Here is a 17,507-nt window from a genome sequence, read left to right on the forward strand (position 1 = left end):
TCAAGCGTCTAATACTCTTGACACTTTGTCAAGTCGCGTGTTTACTCGTGGCCATGGATAACCCCGAGATCATCAACCGCACCCGTGAACTTCTCGTCGACCACTATGTCTTCCCCGATGTGGCCTCCCGGGTGGTCGCCGTGCTGACCGAGGCTGAAGCCGCCGGACGCTACCGCGACGCGACCGAACCCGCCACGCTCGGCAAGATCGTCACCGAGGACCTGCAATCGATCAATCAGGACAAACACCTGCGACTGAAATTCCACGCGGAGGAGCAGCCCGATCTGCCCAGCGAGGAGCTGATGGCCGCCGAGGCCAGGCGGGACGCCCAACGCGGCATGCACGGCATCGGCAGGGTGGAACGGTTGGAGGGCAACATCGCCGTGGTGGACGTGGATCGGCTGCATCCCACGTCGATCTCGGGGGAGGTGTTCGCGGCGGTGATGACGCTCATCGCTGACGCCGACGGGCTCGTCATCGACCTGAGGAAGTGCAGTGGCGGGCATCCGGGGACCGTGGCCCTGGTCTGCAGCTACCTGTTCGGGGACGAGCCAGTGCACCTGAACGGCATGTACGAGCGCCACAGCGATCGCACGACGCAGTCATGGACGCTGCCGTTCGTCCCCGGGAAACGTTATGGGCCGGACAAACCGATCTGTGTGCTGACCAGCGCTGTCACGTTCTCCGGTGGCGAGGAGCTGGCCTACGATCTCCAGCAGCTGGGCCGGGCCACCATCGTGGGGGAGTCGACCGGCGGCGGGGCGCATCCGCGGGTCGGGTTCCGGTTGCATCCGCACCTGGAGCTGACCGTCCCGGTAGCCCGGTCGATCCACCCGGTGACCGGGACCAACTGGGAGGGTGTGGGTGTGGCCCCGGACGTGGCGGTACCCGCCGAGGACGCGCTCGAGACCGCGACCGGGCTGCTGCGCGAGCGGCTGGCGGAGGCCGCGGCCTAGCGGCCGTTGCAGATCTCGGTGGTGATCTCGGCTCCCAGCGACAGGGCCAGACCGCAGTGCTTCAGCCAGGAGCGCAGCCCGTCCGGCGTGCCGGTGGCGAAGGTGCCGCTGGCGCCGGTGTACTCGGGACCGCGACCGGCGTGGCCCGCGTCGATGGCGATGAGCAGGTTGGGATCGAGACCGCGGGCGGCGAGGGTGAGCCGGGCCGCCGCCCGCGCGACCACTCCCGCTGCCTGCGGGAACGGACGCAGTGCCAGCAGCTCGCCGTGCACGACCGCCGCCACCAGGGCGGCGGGCAGCCGGGACTCGGCGGTGATCAGGGCGCACAGCGCGTCGAGGCGGGCCGCCTTGTGGGGGTCGGCGTCGGGACGGCCCAGCTGGTCGACGTCGGCGAGGTCGCGGGCGGCCAGCAGGTGGAGTTTGGCCAGTACCTGGCGCGGCGCCTTGGGCCACAGCGTGACCAGAGACGGCAGCTCGGTGCTGACCCGCAGCGCCCCCTGGACGACCGGGTCGGTGACGGTTCCGGCGCGCACCTCTTCGATCGGGTACTCGGCGCCGTCGAGGGTGGCCGAGGCGACGGCACACCGCAGCGACACCTCGGTCGCCACTTGGGCGCCCTCGCGGCGTAGCCGCCGGTGCCACAGTGTCCGGTCTACCGCGGCTCGGGCGTTTTCCAAGGAGTCGGCGACTTCGGCGAGCTCCAACAGGGGCGAAAGGGGATCGCTCACGCGGGAGACCATACCGCTTATGCCTGAACGGTTATTTGGCGGTTTGCGTAAAGCTGATCGCAGCTGGATTCAACTGACTATGAGCGAGCAGCCGGGTGCACTCGACGACCACGACGTGAGAAGGCTAGGGTCTTGCCTATTACGGCCCTTACGCAAGGAGGAGACGGTGAACGAGACCCCGAAGTCGCAAGAGACTCTCGCTAATCTGCTCAACGAGACGCGGCATTTCGACCCGCCCGCGGAATTCGCCGCCCAGGCTACCGTCACCGCTGACGAGTACGACCGCGCGGGTGCCGACCGGCTGGCGTTCTGGGAATCGAAAGCCGAGCGCTTGCACTGGGCCGCCAAGTGGGACCGGACCCTTGACTGGGACAACCCGCCGTTCGCGAAGTGGTTCGTCGGCGGCAAGCTCAACGTCGCCTACAACTGTCTGGACCGGCACGTCGAGGCCGGAAACGGCGACCGGGTGGCGATCCACTGGGAGGGCGAGCCGGGCGACACCCGCACCATCACCTACGCCGAGCTGACCAGCGAGGTCAAGAAGGCCGCCAACGCGCTCACCGCGCTGGGCGTCACCGCCGGGGACCGGGTCGCCATCTACATGCCGATGATCCCCGAAGCGGCGATGGCGATGCTGGCCTGCGCCCGCATCGGCGCCACCCACTCGGTGGTCTTCGGCGGCTTCAGCGTCGCGGCGCTGTCGGGCCGGATCCAGGACGCTGACGCCAAGGTCGTCATCACCGCCGACGGCGGCTACCGGCGCGGCAAGCCCAGCGACCTCAAGGGCATTGTGGACGATTCGGTGGCGCAGTGTCCGTCGGTGGAGAAGGTGCTCGTGGTGCGCCGCACCGGCTCCGACGTCGCCTGGACCGACAAGGACCTGTGGTGGCACGACGTGGTCGACTCCGCGTCGGACGAACACGAGGCGCAGCCCTTCGACGCCGAGCACCCGCTGTTCATCCTCTACACGTCGGGAACCACCGCCAAGCCCAAGGGCATCCTGCACACCTCCGGCGGCTACCTGACCCAGGCCTCATACACCCACCAGGCCGTGTTCGACATCAAGCCCGACAACGACATCTACTGGTGCACCGCCGACATCGGCTGGGTCACCGGCCACTCGTACATCGTGTACGGTCCGATGTCGAACGGCGTCACGCAGGTCATGTACGAGGGCACCCCCGACACGCCCCACAAGGGACGTTTCTGGGAACTGGTGCAGAAGTACAGGATCACCCAGATCTACACCGCGCCCACCGCGATCCGCACCTTCATGAAGTGGGGCGACGACATCCCGGCCGGGTTCGACCTGTCGAGCCTGCGGGTCCTGGGTTCGGTGGGCGAGCCCATCAACCCCGAGGCGTGGATGTGGTATCGCAAGCACATCGGCGGCGACCGCTGCCCGGTCGTGGACACCTGGTGGCAGACCGAGACCGGCGCGATGATGATCTCGCCGCTGCCGGGCGTCACCTCCACGATCCCCGGCTCGGCCCAGACCCCGCTGCCGGGCATCAGCGCCGACGTCGTCGACGACGAGGGCAAGTCGGTGCCCAACGGCGGCGGTGGCTACCTGGTGCTGCGCGAGCCGTGGCCGTCCATGCTTCGCACCATCTGGGGCGACGACCAACGCTTCCTCGACACCTACTGGTCCAAGTTCGACAACATGTACTTCGCCGGTGACGGCGCCAAACGCGATGCCGACGGCAACATCTGGCTGTTGGGCCGCGTCGACGACGTCATGCTCGTGTCCGGCCACAACATCTCGACCACCGAGGTCGAATCGGCCCTGGTCTCGCACCCGAAGGTCGCCGAGTCGGCGGTCGTCGGCGCCACCGACCCGGTCACCGGCCAGGGCATCGTGGCGTTCACGATCCTGCGCGGCGACGCGGACGGCGGCGAGGAACTGATGACCGAACTGCGCAACCACGTCGCCAAGGAACTCGGCCCGATCGCCAAGCCGCGCCAGATCATGGTCGTCCCCGAGCTCCCCAAGACCCGCTCGGGCAAGATCATGCGCCGCCTGCTGCGCGACGTCGCCGAGAACCGTTCCCTGGGCGACGTGACGACGCTCCAGGACTCGGCCGTCATGGACCTCATCTCCAAGGGCATGTCCTCCGGCAAGGACGAGGACTGAGCCAGCCGACCACGCCGTGGCCCCTGACGACACGTCCGGGGCCACGGCTTTTTTCGCGCACCCTGACCGTTTGGAGGAGGCGACGCACGTCACAGCTGTTTAGCCTAGGTTGCTCAGGCATGTGGGCGACGACAGGAAGCCACCCATCGATGAGCGGACAGATTCAGGTAGACCGGCAGGCCTTGCGGCAGTTCGTGGAGACGATGCGGCAGACCGCCTCGGACATGGCCGCGGTGCGCGACAAGGCGACCGCGGCGTTCACCGGCAACTACCTCGACACCAACCGCACAGCCCGGTGGAACGGCGGGGTCAAGGTGACCCTCGGCGTCGTCAACCACGCGCACCCGGGCCGTGACGCCGGCGAGGTCATGGCCAACCGGATCGTCAACACGGTGAACTTCGTCGTCAGCATGGAGGAGGGGACCAGAGCGATGGGTGGAATCGCCGAGGCGATACTCAACGCTCTGGACAACCAGGACCAGATCGGCTCCGCCGAACTGGAGGCCATCTTCGCGCAGTCTCCCTCGAAACCGCTGGGAGCGTGAGTGAATGAACGGCTATTACGATCGCTTCACCGGTCTGAACCTGGACGAGATCCTGGAGATCACCGGGACCGACTCCGCGCACTCCGACGAGTTGCGGCGGCAGGGCGCGGGGCTGAAGGCACTGTCGGACAAGCTGGACGAGAGCATCGGTGCCATGGCGTCCGCCAACAACGGCGTCGAGTCCACCTTCGACGGCGCGTCGGCGCGGGCGCTGATGGAGTCGATGCTCACGCTGATGCGGCGCGGCAGCGAGGGCCACCAGGCACTGCGCGCCCAGCCGGACGTGTTCTTCAACCTGTCGGCCGAGTCCAACGCGACCCACCGGCACATGCTCGCGTTGCGCGAGGAGCGGGAGGACTGGCTGGACCGGTGGCGACGCAACCCCGCCGATCCCAAGGTGCTGGCGAAGTTCGGCGGCAAGGCCGGGGCGGACGGGATGTACCACGCGATCCGCGACGAGTACGACGTCGAGGCGCGGCAGTTCATGCGGCGGACCACGGGGGGCTATGTGGACTCCGTCAAGAGCCTGCAGTCGATGCAGCCCTACGACGGTCCCCGGTTGCCGCGCGAGGACGAGGCGAACGGGCCCAGGGGCTTCCGGGATCTCACGACGGCCGGGCCGTCGCTGGGCACGCGCGGCGCGGTCGACAGCGAGCCGACCCTGCAGAGCGCCGCCACCCTGGTTCCCGAGGCGACGAGTGCGCAGGGTCCCGCCCAGGCGCAGGTGCGTCAGCCGATCATGACCACCGACATGGGAATGCTCGGCGCCGGTGGCCCCAAGCCGCCGAAGGCGAAGAAGAAGGACCGCAAGGACGACGACAAGGACGAGAACAGGAACTCCCTCGAACCCGCCACCCAGCAGACGACCGCCCCGGTCATCGGTTCCCGGGAGGGGACGGCGGCGGAGAACCGCGAGACCACGCCGGTACAGCGCCATGATGGGCTGCTGCCACCGGTCATCGGCGCCCGGCCTGGCGCCATCGGCGTGACAGGACGGGCGGCGGGAGTGCCCGGCGGTGGTAAACCCACCCCGCCGCCGCCCCAAGTTCCACGTCGGACATTCACCGGGAACGTCTCCGGGGTGCGAGCCGTGGCGCGCCAGTATCCGGCGGAGGGCCGGATCTTCCGCGGCGGCACCACAGACGGTGGCGGCGGCCAGGAACGGCCCGCGCCCGGATACACCCGGCAGCCCAAGGCCGTGCACGGCGACACCGACAACCCCAACCGCGCGGTGGTGCGCAATTCGCGGGCGTTCGGCGCCGAGGCGGCGCCCCCGCCGGTGGAGCCGCAGCCCTTCGAGCCGACGGCTGAGAGCTCGCGTCCGTCGTCGGAGCGGGAGTGGCAGACCAGCAGACCCGTTGTGGCGCCGGTGATCCGGTCGCGCCCGCACGTCGAGCCGGAGGAGGTCGAGCACGAGCCCGGACCGTTCCTGACGCACTACAACCTGGGACGCGAACGGTGACGTCCGCGCGCTGTGGTGCCCGTTGTCCAGCTGCCAATCGCCTGACGGGGTTGAGATGGGGATACTCGCCGATCGCCTCAACACGATGACGGTGCGGGTGACCTCGCCCGACGACACGGTCCGGCTGTACCTCACCGGCGGCGACCAGCTCCACCTGGAATTCGCCAAGGGGTCGCTGGACCAGCACACCGAAACCTCATTGTCCAAACAGCTCAGTCATGTGTGCACCGCCGCGCTGCGGAAGCGACGCCAGACCATGGCCGCCACCGCGCGCAAACTCATCGTCGACATGGACGCCGACGAGGACGACACCTTCGCGAGGCGACCGCGGCGGCCGATGGCCCGACCGGCGGCGGCGAACCTCGCCATCACGGCCAAGGGCCGCTCGCCGCGGTCCCTCATCACCATCCGGCGCATCCCCGGCGACATCTTCGACGTGAAGATCCGCAAGGGAAGCCTGGGACGCTTCAACGGCGATCAGCTGACCGTCGAGTTCCACGGCGCGCTGCGCGCCACCGCCGCCGACTACCAGCGGCAGCTGGCCGAACTGCGAGAGAAGCAGGGGGGTCCATCGTGAACGGAATGTCGGTGACGCCGGGCCTGCTGATCGAGTACGTCCGCAGGCATCACGACGACGCGGGTGCGGCCGGTGAGCTGGCCGGGTACCTTTCCCGGCTCAGGGTACCCGGCACGGCCTGGGGCGAGCTGCCGTTCGCCACCGAGCTCGACGAGCGGGTCGCGACCGCGATCGAGGAGCGGGTCACGAAGCTGAACCGGTCGCGAGGGCGGCTGTCCGGGGTCCCGGACTGGCTGCGCCGCGCCGCCGCCGACTTCGCCGCCTCCGATGTGGAGGCCACCCGGCTCCTGCGCGCCGCCGCGGGCGAGTACTCATCCGATGTGGATCCGGTGGAACCCGTCGACGGCCACGAGACCGTGGGCGCCACGGCCGACGCCCACGCGATCCTGGCCGAGATCGCCGCCACCGCAGGGCTTGTGTCGCTCGCCGGCCCGCCCGCCGACCGTGAATCACCCGGAAGCGAAGAGCTGATGTCCTGTCGCGCCGAACACATATCCACTCTGGAGCAGGCCGAGGGACTGCTGCGGCAGCGGGGCCTGCTGGACTTCACCGCCCCCAGTCAGTACCTGCGACAGCTGGCGACGGTGCGGCCGGGGACCGTCGGTGGCCGGGCCGAACCGCTGTCCACCCTGTCGGGCTATGTGGACGGTATGGGCGCGCGCCTGACCGCCGACGCCGCGAGGCTGTCACGGCAGTGGGAGGGCGAGACCGCCGCCGCGTTCGACGACAGCACCACCGGCACCGCCGAGGCGCTGACCGACACCGCCGCCGACCTGTCCTGGCTGGCCTCGGAGACCGAGGCGCTATGGCGGCTGCTCGACACCCTTATGCACGACGTCGCCGAGGCGGTCTGGAGCCGGGTGGAGACCGTCGGCGACTCCCGCATCGCCCGGATCCGCACCGCCGTGGACCTGGTCGAGGACGCCAACGTCCTGGCCGCCGAGACCGACGCGACGGTGCTGTGGGGCGGACTGTCCGATGAGGAGGTCGACGCCGCGCTTCAGGTGCTGTACAAGCGGGTGTGGTACCTGGCCAACGCCATGACGGGGCTGGTGAGCACCGCCCGCGACGACGCGGCCCGGCTCTTCGAGCCCGGTGAGCGGCCCCCCGTCGGCGAGTGATCCGCCGAACGGCCGCGAATCGCGAAGTCTGGCCGAACGGTCCGATTGCGGTTTCGTCGCGTGCCCGCCGCCGTCGGCCGGGTTAAGGTCCGAATTCTCCGAGACCGTACGACCCCCCCCAGGAGTACCGCATGAGCGCCATCATGGACAAGGCCTACGAGGTGCAGGAGGCCGCTGCCGCCGCCGCGCTCGTGGAGATCGACGGCGACGGATACATCGACTACGTCTTCGACAATCCGTCCTATGTCCACGACTGGCCCGCCGACCCCTACGACAGTTCCACCATCTCGGGGATCCCCGGTGCCTTCGCCTGGATCGGCTACCGCGACCCCGGCGGCCTGCCGGACAAACGCGCCGCCGTCGAACGCGGCCAGTCGGTGCTGGAAGCCTCGCAGGGGGAGTTCTTCCGGCTGAAGAACCTGCTCCACGACGACGAGAAGTTCAGCGGCTCGACGGTGAACACGTTCATCGACTACCTGGACGTCATCGCCGATGCCGCCGAGGACCAGGCCGGGCTCGCCGACGAGCTGTCCCTCGCCGTGGAATGCGTCGAAGGGCTCGTCAAGGCCGCCGAGAACGACGTCATCGACATCGCCGACAAGACGATCGCGGCGCTCAACGCGATGGCCGCCGAGGACGACGTCCCCAACAGCGAGATGCTGCTCAGCGTCACCGCCGCGCTGATCGGCGTCGTCGGCACCGTCGCCACCGGCGGAACCGCCACGGCGATCACCTTCGCGTTGATCAGCGGCGGCCTGTCGGTCGCGACGACGGCGGGGACGGACACCCAGGGCAGCACGGACTTCGACAACGTCTACCACCTGATCGAGTACTCGCTGTACCCGGCGCTGGACTACCGGCGCGGGAAACTGGAGGAGAAGGAAGGCGAGATCGTCGACGGCCTCAACGCCGACCTGAGGGCCCTCGACGGCCAGGGCGGGCACGACGTCCGCGACAGCCTGGACCCCCGGCCCGGCGGGCTTGTCAACGGCCGCGGCAACTTCCGCGCCACCGGCGCCACCGCCGCCGACCTGAAGGAACTGTACGGTCTGGCGACCGGCGAGGTGCCCGCGCTGGCCGGTGACTTCGCCACCGCCTCCGGCGATTTCAACGCCGCCAACGGCACCGAGACCGCCGCGATGGGCGACGTCTCGGCGCCGTGGGAGCGGCTGCTGGATCTGCTGCAACGCATGTCCGCCAAGGCGAGTGAGGCCCTGTACGACGGCGGCACCGTGCTGGCCAACGCCGCGCAGGACTTCGCCAAGCAGGACGGCGTGCACGCCGAGTGGGTCAACCGCAGCGGCGAGGAGCTGTTCGACCGGCACGAGGCGGTGTTCCCGGCGCCGGTTCCCGACCCGCTCAGCCGTCGCTACCCCGACATCGGGCCCACCTTCTGAGGAGCGGGGCTGGCCGCCGCTCCGGCGGTCAGCCCTGGCGGGACTGCCGTCGCGCCTCGCGGACGGCCTCGCGCATGTCGGTGCGGAACTTGGCGGACAGCTCGTTGAGGACCTGCGCGATCTCGGTGGCCAGCTGCTCCCGGTGCGAGTCGTTGACCGCCGCGATCTTCAGGCTCACACCGTCGGTGGCGCTCCAGGTGCCGCGCACCAGCCGACTCGCCGAGGTCGCCTTGACCGAGACCGCCTCGCGGGCCCGGTTCACCCGCTCCTGTTCGGCCTCGGCACGGGGTTTGGGCTGGTGCGGCCGCACCTCCCGGTACTCGGCGAGGATGCGCTGCTCCTGCTGCCGGTGACCCCGCAGCGTGCCGTTGAAGGCGTGCGTCACCTCCTCGGCCAGCAGCTTCGGGTCCAGTTTCTGGAAGCCCTCCGGACGCAGCTCGACGCTGTGTCGCCCGCCCTGCAACGTGACCCGGGCCCGCCCCTGCGGTGAGGTCGCGGTGATGCGGGCGTCGGTGAGCTTCGACAGCCGCTCCAGGGTGCGCATCGCCGTGACCGGTTCGGCCGCTTCGTCGTTCGCCATGCGCCCTATCGTCGGACGGTCGCCGGTTCCCGTCATCCGCCGAACGGCCAGGTCCCGCGAAAACCTCCCGGAGCCCCAGGTCACTATCGGAGCGACACGCCCCGAAACCCGTGACCGTTATGACAGGGTTGGGGCATGTTCGTCCAGGTGACCCGGAAGATCCACAATGGCTCGTAAGCTGGTGCGCAAGGTCGCCGCGGTGCCCGCCGAGGTGGTCCGGTACCTACGGGTCGAGGCCACCGGCGGTCTGATCCTGCTGGTCGCCACCGCCGCCGCGCTCATCCTGGCCAACCTGTCGGTCACCGCTGAGGGGTACCGGCGGCTCACCGAGACCACCGTCGGACCCGAGGCGCTGCACCTCAACCTGACGCTGGGCGCCTGGGCCAACGACGGGCTGCTGGCGATCTTCTTCCTGGTCGCGGGACTGGAACTCAAACGCGAACTCGTGTCGGGGGAGCTGTCCAGCCCGCGCAAGGCGATGCTGCCGCTGTTCGCCGCCGTCGGCGGCATGGCGGTCCCGGCGCTGGTGGCCTTCGGCGTCGCCTTTGACGCCCCCGGCGGCGGCGAGGTGTGGCCGGTGCCCACCGCCACCGACATCGCGTTCGCGCTGGCGGTGCTGGCGGTCGTCGCCTCCAACCTGCCGTCCGGGGTGCGGGTGTTCCTGCTGTCGCTGGCGGTCGTGGACGACCTGGGCGCCATCACGCTGATCGCGGTGCTGTACACCGACGGCATCAAACTCGTGCCGCTGGCGGTCAGTCTCGCCTGCGTGGCCGCGTACTGGCTGCTGCAATCGCGCGGCATCAGGTTCCTGCCGCTGTACATCGTGCTGGGCTTCATCGCCTGGATGACGATGCACGAGGCCGGGGTGCACGCCACCATCGCCGGGGTGCTGCTGGCCTTCGCCACCCGGGTGAAACCGCGCGCGGGCGAGAAACACGCCCCGGCGCTGCGGCTGGAGCACGCCCTGCAACCGCTGTCGGCGGGCGTGTGCGTGCCCGTGTTCGCGTTCTTCGCCGCCGGGATCTCGCTGGAGGAGGACGCGATGGGCGCGTTCCTGGCCGACCGGGCCGCGCTGGCGGTGGTCGCCGGACTCGTCATCGGGAAGTTCATCGGCGTGTACGGCGGTTCCCGGCTGGCGGTGTGGCTGGGCGCGGCCCGGCTGCCGTCCGGCCTGCTGTGGCGCGACATCGCCGCGGTGGCGTTCCTGACCGGCTGCGGTTTCACCGTCAGCCTGCTGATGGCCGAACTGGCGTTCAGCGACCCGGCCCAGCAGGCCAACGTCAAGGCCGCGGTGCTGATCGGTTCGCTGCTGGCGGCGCTGATCGCCGCGACAGTACTGCGTATCCGGGTCAAACGACGCGCCGAAACGTGACGCCGATCCACTAACGTGGACATTATGGGCAGACGCAGCATCGACGAGTCCACCGTCCTGACCGACGGACCCTGGAAACACCGCTACGTCGACGCCAACGGGGTGCGCTTCCACGTCGCCGAGATGGGCCACGGCCCGCTCATCCTGCTGCTGCACGGATTCCCGGAGTTCTGGTGGGCCTGGCACCGCCAGCTCCCGGCGCTGGCCGACGCCGGTTACCGGGTCGCCGCGGTCGACCTGCGCGGCTACGGCGCCTCCGACAAACCGCCGCGCGGCTACGACGCCTACACGATGGCCTCCGACATCACCGGACTGATCCGCTCACTGGGCGAACGCGAAGCCGTCCTGGTCGGGCACGACCTGGGCGGCATGCTCGCCTTCGCCGCCGCCGCGTTCCACCCCGGCAGCGTCCGGCGGCTGGTCATCCTGTCGGCGGCCCATCCGCTGCGGCAGCGCGCCGCCCTGGCCGTCGACCCGCGCGGCCAACTGTCGGCCAGCCGACACATTCTCGCGTTCCAGCTACCCCGATTCGAACACGTCCTCACAAAGAACGACGCCGCCATGGTGGGGAACCTGATGCGGCACTGGGTCGGCCCCGACCATGCCGACGAGGCCGAGTTCGCCGACTACCTGCGCGTGTGCCGCGACGCCATCCAGCTGCCCCAGGTGGCGTTGCGCGCCCTCACGGCGTACCGGTGGGCACTGCGATCGGCGCTGCTGCCGTCGGGACGCCGGTTCGTGAAACTGTTGCAGGAACCGATCAAGGCCCCCACGCTGCAGTTGCACGGTTCGGCCGACACCGCCGTACTGCCCCGCACCGCCCAAGGTTCCGGACGTTATGTAGCCTCCAGCTACGAGTGGCGGGTTCTGGAGGGCGTCGGTCACTTTCCCCAGCTAGAGGCCCCCGAAACCGTCACCGGCGAGATCCTGCGCTGGGCGAAGGAATAGCAACCGTTTTCAGCGCTCCATAAGAGACAAATACTCCGATAGCGGTTTGGTAACACCTAGGTAATGAACCTTGACAACTCCACCCAAACGCGGAAGCGTCTGTTTGAAGTTGTTCACTTAATTAGGTATTGGAGGCACCGTGAAACGACGCGGTTTCGTAGCGCTGGCGGCGGCGCCCGCGCTGGCCCCGCTGCTGGCCTCGTGTGGTGGCTCGGAATCCGACGCGAAGAAGGTCGAGATCTTCAGTTGGTGGTCCGGGCCCGGCGAGAAAGAGGGCCTCGAAAAACTCATCAAGATGTACGAGGACGACAACTCCGGCGTGAAGGTCGTCAACAACGGCATCGCGGGGGGCGGCGGCAGTAAGGCCAAGGACCAGCTCGCCACCCGGTTGAAGAACCAGGACCCGCCGGACTCGTTCCAGGGCCACGCCGGAGCCGAACTCTACGACTACATCGACAACAAGGTCCTCGAGGACATCACGAAGTTCATCAAGTCCGAGAAACTCGACGGCGTGCTGCACCCCGAGATCTTTAAGGGCGTGACGGTCGACGGCAAGACCTACTCGGTCCCGGTGAACGTGCACCGCGCGAACCTGATGTGGTACAACCCGAAGGTGCTCGAAGAGGCCAAACTGGAGCCTCCGAAGTCCTGGACCGAGCTGATCGAACAGAACAAGAAGCTCAAGAAGGACGACAAGATCACCCTCGCCGTTGGTCCGCTGTGGACGCAGATGCAGCTCATGGAGACCGTGCTGCTCGGCGAGTTGAAGGCCGAGGCGTATACCGGTCTGTGGGACGGCAACACCGACTGGGCCTCGTCCGAAGTCATCGACGCGCTCGACCTGTTCACCAAGGTCCTGGAGGTCACCGACCTCAAGAGCGCCTCGGACGACTGGCAGCCGCAGCTGGACAAGATGATGAAGGGCACCGCGGCCTACGCGGTCATGGGCGACTGGGTGTACTCCTACCTCACCTCGTCCAAGAAGAAGGAGTACGACAAGGACTACAAGGTCGTCGTAACACCCGGTTCCGAGGGAGTCTTCGACTACCTGGCCGACTCCTTCACCCTGCCGGTCGGCGCCCCGCACAAGGCGAACGCCGAAGCCTGGCTGAAGATCTGCGGCTCCAAGGAGGGCCAGACGGTCTTCAACCAGACCAAGGGCTCGCTGCCGGCTCGCACCGACATCGAGGAATCCGAGTTCACCGGTTACCTGGCCTGGAACTACAAGCAGTGGAAGGACGAGAAGACCACCGTGGTCGGCTCGCTCGCCCACGGCGCCGTGGTGCGTCCGACCTGGATGACCGAGATCGAGACCCTCCTGGGTTCCTTTGTCGACGACGGCGACTCCAAGAAGTTCGCCGACAAGATGATGTCGACCTACGAGAAGACCAAGAAATAGCCTCAACCAGCGGTGGTGGCTGGCAACGGTCAGCCACCACCACTGTGGAGAAGAGTGGGAAACACGTGCGCCGTATACGCAAATGGGGACCGGGGCTGCTGCTCATATCACCGTCCCTTGTGCTGCTGGCGGTCTTCGTCTACGGGTTCCTGGGTTGGAACTTCCAGATCTCGCTGACCGACTGGCAAAGCCTCATGCCCGTCTACTCGACCACGGGCTTCGACAACTACTCCAACCTCGTCGCCGACGACACCTGGTGGCGCGACGTCAACCACCTGGTCATCTACACGGTGGTGTTCGTCGTCGGCGCCCTCATCGTCGGCTTCGTGCTGGCGCTGCTCATGGAGAAGGGCGTGTGGGGCGAGGGCGTCCTCAAGAGCGTCTACCTGTTCCCGATGGCCATGTCCTTCATCGCCACCGCGATCGTGTGGCGCTGGCTGATGGACAACGGCACCGGTGACAACACCGCGGGCCTCAACAAACTCCTGGGCTCCGTCGGACTGAGCTTCCTCAAGGGAGACTGGCACAAGTCCGATTCGGAGTTCGCCATCGCGGCGGTGGCCATCCCGGCGGGCTGGGCGCTGTCGGGCTACATCATGGCCCTGTTCCTGGCCGGAATGCGCGGCGTCCCCGACGAACTGCGCGAAGCCGCCCGCGTCGACGGCGCCACCGAACGCCAGGTCTTCTGGCACGTGGTCCGCCCACTCCTGTGGCCCGCGACCATGAGCGCCACCGTCATCCTGGTCCACATCTCGATGAAGACCTTCGACCTGCTCTACGCGATCAACCCCAAGGACGCCAGCATCGAGACCCCCGCGCTGTACATGTACCGCAGCATGGGCGGCTACCTCTACGCCCGTGGCGCCACCATCGCCACCATCCTGGTGATCGCCATGGCCGTCATCATCGTCCCCTACATCTGGTACACCATGCGATCGGAGCGCCGTTCGTGACCGTCAAGAAGACCAAGGGGCTCAACCAAGGCTCCACCGGGATGCGCGTCTTCCGCTACGCGGTACTGCTGATCTTCGTGCTGCTGTTCCTGATGCCGATCTACGTCGTCGTGGTGACCTCCCTGAAGGCCCCCGACGAGGTCAGCGTCCCCGGCATGTGGGAACTCCCCACCTCCCTGTCCTTCGCCAACTTCGGCGACGCCCTGGGCAAACCCGAGATCTACAACGGCCTCGTCAACAGCGTCATCGTGGCCCTGATCTCCAGTGTGGTCTCCTCACTCATGGGCGCCTCCAACGGTTTCGTGCTGTCGAAGTGGCGGTTCCCGGGCGCGAACGTCGTCTTCTCACTGATGCTGTTCGGGATGTTCATCCCGTACCAGGCGGTGCTGATCCCGATGACCCAGTTCATGACCAACACGGGTCTGATGGGCGGCGGCGAACCCACCGGCGGCCTGGCCGCCCTCATCATCGCCCACATCGTCTACGGCCTCCCGATCACAACCCTGATCTTCCGGGGCTACTACGCGGGCGTACCGGACACGATCTTCGAATCGGCCCGGGTCGACGGCGCCGGAATGCTGCGCTCCTTCTGGAGCATCGGCCTCCCGCTAGCCCTACCCGCCTTCGCGGTCAGCATCATCTGGCAGTTCACCTCGGCCTGGAACGACTTCCTGTTCGGCGTCGTCATGACCACCAACAACACCTCCTGGCCGGTCACCATCGGGCTCAACAACATCGCGGGCGCCCAAACCGTCCCCTTCGGAGAGACGATGGCCGCCGCCCTGATAGCCAGCCTGCCGACCCTGCTGGTCTACATCATCCTGGGCCGCTTCTTCATGCGCGGCCTGATGGCAGGAGCGCTGAAGGGCTAGTCGACGGTCAGTGGCTCAGCTGGTCGCCGAGCCACTGACCGAAGCTCCGCTTACCCCGCACCCAGCCGCGCCAAGTGGGCCGGGCCTCCATGAGGGAGCGCAGGTACTCGATGACGTTCGCGGCGGAAGGCTGCGAGCACTTCGACAGCGCCAGGATCAACTGGTCTAGGTCCCGGTCGATCTTGCGGATCGACGGACCGTGGAAGGCCAGGCTGTCACCCAAGTTCACGGACGTCGGCCGCGGCTTGTCCCACAGCGGCAGGCCGATGATCTCGCCGTCGGTGTCGACGGCGATGAGTTCGCACTTCTGGCGGGCGGGCGACCCCGTGTTGAAGGTTTGGAGCTCGAAGTCCGCGTCGGCGAGCCGGATGGTTCGCACCCGACCGGACAGGTAATGAACCTCGATCGTGTCGCCGACGATCAGCTCCTGAACGCGCGTAGTGGTGGCAGCCAGGCGCTTCGCGTCCTGGAAACCACGGCGAGACAACAGCAGCAGGTACCCGGCCACCACCGTCAGTGCGATCGCTCCGGCCAGCAGTGCGGCGCGTCCCTGCCAGGGAATGGACAGCCCTGGCGAGGCGGCCGTGATGACTCCCAGCGCGGCCGCGCCGCCGACGGCCGCCGCGGCGTAGGCGAAACCGGTTCCCCGGCCGTGATCGGTCCAGGCGTTCTCCAGCGCGCTGGGGCCCAGCACGGTGAGGGGAACCGGATCTTCGTCGGCGTTCGGCATGGCGGGCATGGTATTCGGCGGCTGCCAGCTGTCCGGGAGCCGCGATCGCGCGGATCAGTCGACGGTGAGGATGATCTTGCCGTGGACGTCCTTGGAGCGCAGTAGGCGGTGGGCTTCGGCGGCTTGGGCCAGGGGGAGGGTTCGGCCGACGTGGATGTTGAAGCCGTGGTCGGTGACGAGGCGGGAGAGGGCCTGCATTCCGGCCAGGTCCGGTTCGACGAGCATGAAGCCGGTGGTGGTGATGTCGCGGGCCGTCGCTTCCGGGTGCTTGGCGTCGTGGTTGTCGACCTGTAGTTCGACGTAGCGGCCGCCGTCGCGGATGACCGAGATCGTGCGGGTGGCGTAGTCGCCGCCCAGGGGGCTGAGGGCGACGTCGACGTTGTTGACGATGTCGGTGAAGTCCGTGGTGGTGTAGTCGATGAGCTGGTCGGCTCCCAGGTCGCGGAGGAAGTCGTGGCGGGCGGCGCGGGCGGTGCCGATGACGGTGGCGCCCAGGTGTTTGGCGATCTGGATGACCGCCTGGCCGATGGCTCCGGCGGCGGCGTGGACCAGGACGGTTTCTCCGGCGCGCAGGTTGGCGGTGTCGACCAGGGCCTGCCAGGCGGTGAGGCCGACGAGGGGGATGGCGGCGGCTTCGGTGTGGGTGAGGCCCTTGGGTTTGTGGTCGAGGTGGCGGGCCGGGGAGGTGAGGTATTCGGCGTGGGCCGCGGCGATGTGCGGGAAGCGGGGCATGCCGTAGACCTCGTCGCCGACGCGGAATCGGGTGACGCCGATGCCGACCTCTTCGACGACGCCGGAGACGTCCCAGCCGAGGATGAAGGGTGGTTTGCCGATGTAGAGGCCGGTCTCGCGGGCGGCCGGGTCCACGGGGTTGACTCCGGCGGCGTGCACCCGGACGAGGACTTCGCCGTAGCCGGGTTCGGGGCGGGTGGTCTCGATGAGGCGCAGTACTTCCGGGCCGCCGAGTTCGTTTTGGCTGATGGCGCGCATGGTCTTGGGCATGGATCAGACAGTAATGGGGGATGGGGGCGGCGGCCAGTGGCCTAAACGTCAATGTGCGCGCAGTTTCGGCCAAGGGTGCGGCTAGCACATCGGCCGGGGGTTCAGGACGGGGGTTCGGACTGGGCCGTCAGGACGCGGGCGCGCAGGTCGGTCCAGAAGGTGGTGAAGTTCTCGGTGTTGTCGCGGATGAGCTGCTGGAACTCGCGGACGAACGTCGCTTCCGCCTCCAGCTGGCCGAGGCGGTATTCGTGTTCGATGTGGAAAAGCCTGTGGATGGACGGGTCGTCGTCGACGTGTTCGTGGATGCGCGCGATTTGGGCGGCCAGGGCTGTCGCGCGTTCGGTGAGGAGTTCGTCGACCTCCTCGGGGGCCAGTGCCGCGACCAGGGACAGGACGCCCTCGAACATGCGGTGTTCCTTGGCGGGCGTGGCGATCTGGGTGCGCATGCGGTCGCGCAGTTCGGCGCGGCCGGAGTCGGTGAGGCGGTAGACCGTCCGTTCCGGGCGCTGGCCGTCGCGGACGGTCTCGAAGGCCTCGATGTGGCCGTCGCGGCGCAGCTGGTCGATGACCATGTACAGCGAGGCGTGTTTGTAGTCGATGCTCTCCTGGCCGTTGCGTTCGCGCACCACCTTGCCCAGTTCGTAGGGGTGGCGGGGTTTCTCCATCAGGTAGGCGAGCACGGCCAGCGACAGCTGGTAGCTGGCCGCACTTCGCCTGGCCATGACTTCTCC

The 17,507-nt window shown here is 68.1% G+C and carries 17 protein-coding genes; 12 read left to right on the forward strand and 5 right to left on the reverse strand.

Annotation, left to right across the window (positions count from 1 at the left end):
* The first annotated feature begins 53 nt into the window (after positions 1–53).
* The gene (locus tag SNAS_RS04295) at positions 54–956 is read left to right on the forward strand and encodes a S41 family peptidase (protein WP_013016153.1); all 903 of its coding nucleotides are present in this window, start codon (positions 54–56) and stop codon (positions 954–956) included.
* Here SNAS_RS04295 and SNAS_RS04300 read toward each other — a convergent pair.
* Positions 953–1,696 carry a hypothetical protein gene (locus SNAS_RS04300; RefSeq protein WP_013016154.1) on the reverse strand — a complete coding sequence of 248 codons (744 nt, stop codon included), beginning with the start codon at positions 1,694–1,696 and terminating at the stop codon, positions 953–955. The two genes, SNAS_RS04295 and SNAS_RS04300, sit on opposite strands and share 4 nt — an antisense overlap.
* A 154-nt stretch (positions 1,697–1,850) precedes the next feature.
* Between SNAS_RS04300 and acs the strand changes: the two genes are divergently transcribed.
* The 6 genes from acs to SNAS_RS04330 all read left to right on the forward strand — a co-directional run bounded on the left by acs (position 1,851) and on the right by SNAS_RS04330 (position 8,920).
* Positions 1,851–3,818 carry an acetate--CoA ligase gene (acs, locus tag SNAS_RS04305; protein ID WP_013016155.1) on the forward strand — a complete coding sequence of 656 codons (1,968 nt, stop codon included), beginning with the start codon at positions 1,851–1,853 and terminating at the stop codon, positions 3,816–3,818.
* 149 nt (positions 3,819–3,967) lie between these two features.
* Positions 3,968–4,363: a hypothetical protein gene (locus SNAS_RS04310; protein ID WP_013016156.1), complete on the forward strand. Its 396-nt coding sequence runs from the start codon at positions 3,968–3,970 to the stop codon at positions 4,361–4,363.
* A 4-nt stretch (positions 4,364–4,367) separates the two neighbouring features.
* Positions 4,368–5,825: a hypothetical protein gene (locus tag SNAS_RS04315; RefSeq protein WP_013016157.1), complete on the forward strand. Its 1,458-nt coding sequence runs from the start codon at positions 4,368–4,370 to the stop codon at positions 5,823–5,825.
* 55 nt (positions 5,826–5,880) lie between these two features.
* Positions 5,881–6,402, forward strand: coding sequence for a hypothetical protein (locus tag SNAS_RS04320; RefSeq protein ID WP_013016158.1), 522 nt, complete (start codon positions 5,881–5,883; stop codon positions 6,400–6,402).
* Positions 6,399–7,523 carry a hypothetical protein gene (locus SNAS_RS04325; RefSeq protein ID WP_144300393.1) on the forward strand — a complete coding sequence of 375 codons (1,125 nt, stop codon included), beginning with the start codon at positions 6,399–6,401 and terminating at the stop codon, positions 7,521–7,523. The genes SNAS_RS04320 and SNAS_RS04325 overlap by 4 nt, the downstream gene beginning before the upstream one ends.
* Before the next feature lie 131 nt (positions 7,524–7,654).
* On the forward strand, positions 7,655–8,920 hold the full coding sequence (locus SNAS_RS04330; RefSeq protein ID WP_013016160.1) for a hypothetical protein: 1,266 nt from the start codon (positions 7,655–7,657) through the stop codon (positions 8,918–8,920).
* 28 nt (positions 8,921–8,948) lie between these two features.
* On the opposite strand, the gene SNAS_RS04335 is transcribed toward SNAS_RS04330, so the two are convergent.
* Positions 8,949–9,500 (reverse strand): hypothetical protein, encoded by a 552-nt coding sequence (locus SNAS_RS04335; RefSeq protein WP_013016161.1) that lies wholly within the window; start codon positions 9,498–9,500, stop codon positions 8,949–8,951.
* Positions 9,501–9,666: 166 nt separating this feature from the next.
* Here SNAS_RS04335 and nhaA point away from each other — a divergent pair, with 166 nt between their 5' ends.
* From nhaA to SNAS_RS04360, 5 genes are all read left to right on the forward strand, one after another.
* Positions 9,667–10,872 (forward strand): Na+/H+ antiporter NhaA, encoded by a 1,206-nt coding sequence (gene nhaA, locus SNAS_RS04340; protein WP_013016162.1) that lies wholly within the window; start codon positions 9,667–9,669, stop codon positions 10,870–10,872.
* A 24-nt stretch (positions 10,873–10,896) separates the two neighbouring features.
* Positions 10,897–11,820 (forward strand): alpha/beta fold hydrolase, encoded by a 924-nt coding sequence (locus SNAS_RS04345; protein ID WP_013016163.1) that lies wholly within the window; start codon positions 10,897–10,899, stop codon positions 11,818–11,820.
* A gap of 139 nt (positions 11,821–11,959) precedes the next feature.
* Entirely contained in the window at positions 11,960–13,219 is a 1,260-nt protein-coding gene (locus SNAS_RS04350) for an ABC transporter substrate-binding protein (protein WP_013016164.1), read from the forward strand.
* A 65-nt stretch (positions 13,220–13,284) separates the two neighbouring features.
* Positions 13,285–14,172: a carbohydrate ABC transporter permease gene (locus SNAS_RS04355; protein WP_041624547.1), complete on the forward strand. Its 888-nt coding sequence runs from the start codon at positions 13,285–13,287 to the stop codon at positions 14,170–14,172.
* Positions 14,169–15,044: a carbohydrate ABC transporter permease gene (locus tag SNAS_RS04360; RefSeq protein WP_013016166.1), complete on the forward strand. Its 876-nt coding sequence runs from the start codon at positions 14,169–14,171 to the stop codon at positions 15,042–15,044. Before SNAS_RS04355 ends, SNAS_RS04360 begins: the two co-directional genes overlap by 4 nt.
* Positions 15,045–15,051: 7 nt before the next feature.
* Here SNAS_RS04360 and SNAS_RS04365 read toward each other — a convergent pair whose 3' ends face one another.
* The 3 genes from SNAS_RS04365 to SNAS_RS04375 form a co-directional block, all read right to left on the reverse strand.
* Positions 15,052–15,774, reverse strand: a complete 723-nt coding sequence (locus SNAS_RS04365; protein WP_144300394.1) for a hypothetical protein — start codon at positions 15,772–15,774, stop codon at positions 15,052–15,054.
* Between the two features lie 54 nt (positions 15,775–15,828).
* A complete protein-coding gene (locus SNAS_RS04370; RefSeq protein ID WP_013016168.1) occupies positions 15,829–16,776 on the reverse strand; it encodes an NADP-dependent oxidoreductase in 948 nt (315 codons plus the stop codon).
* A 101-nt stretch (positions 16,777–16,877) separates the two neighbouring features.
* Positions 16,878–17,498, reverse strand: coding sequence for a PadR family transcriptional regulator (locus tag SNAS_RS04375; RefSeq protein WP_013016169.1), 621 nt, complete (start codon positions 17,496–17,498; stop codon positions 16,878–16,880).
* Positions 17,499–17,507: the final 9 nt, after the last annotated feature.

Source organism: Stackebrandtia nassauensis DSM 44728 (assembly GCF_000024545.1).
In the GTDB taxonomy this organism is placed as follows: Bacteria; Actinomycetota; Actinomycetes; order Mycobacteriales; family Micromonosporaceae; genus Stackebrandtia; species Stackebrandtia nassauensis.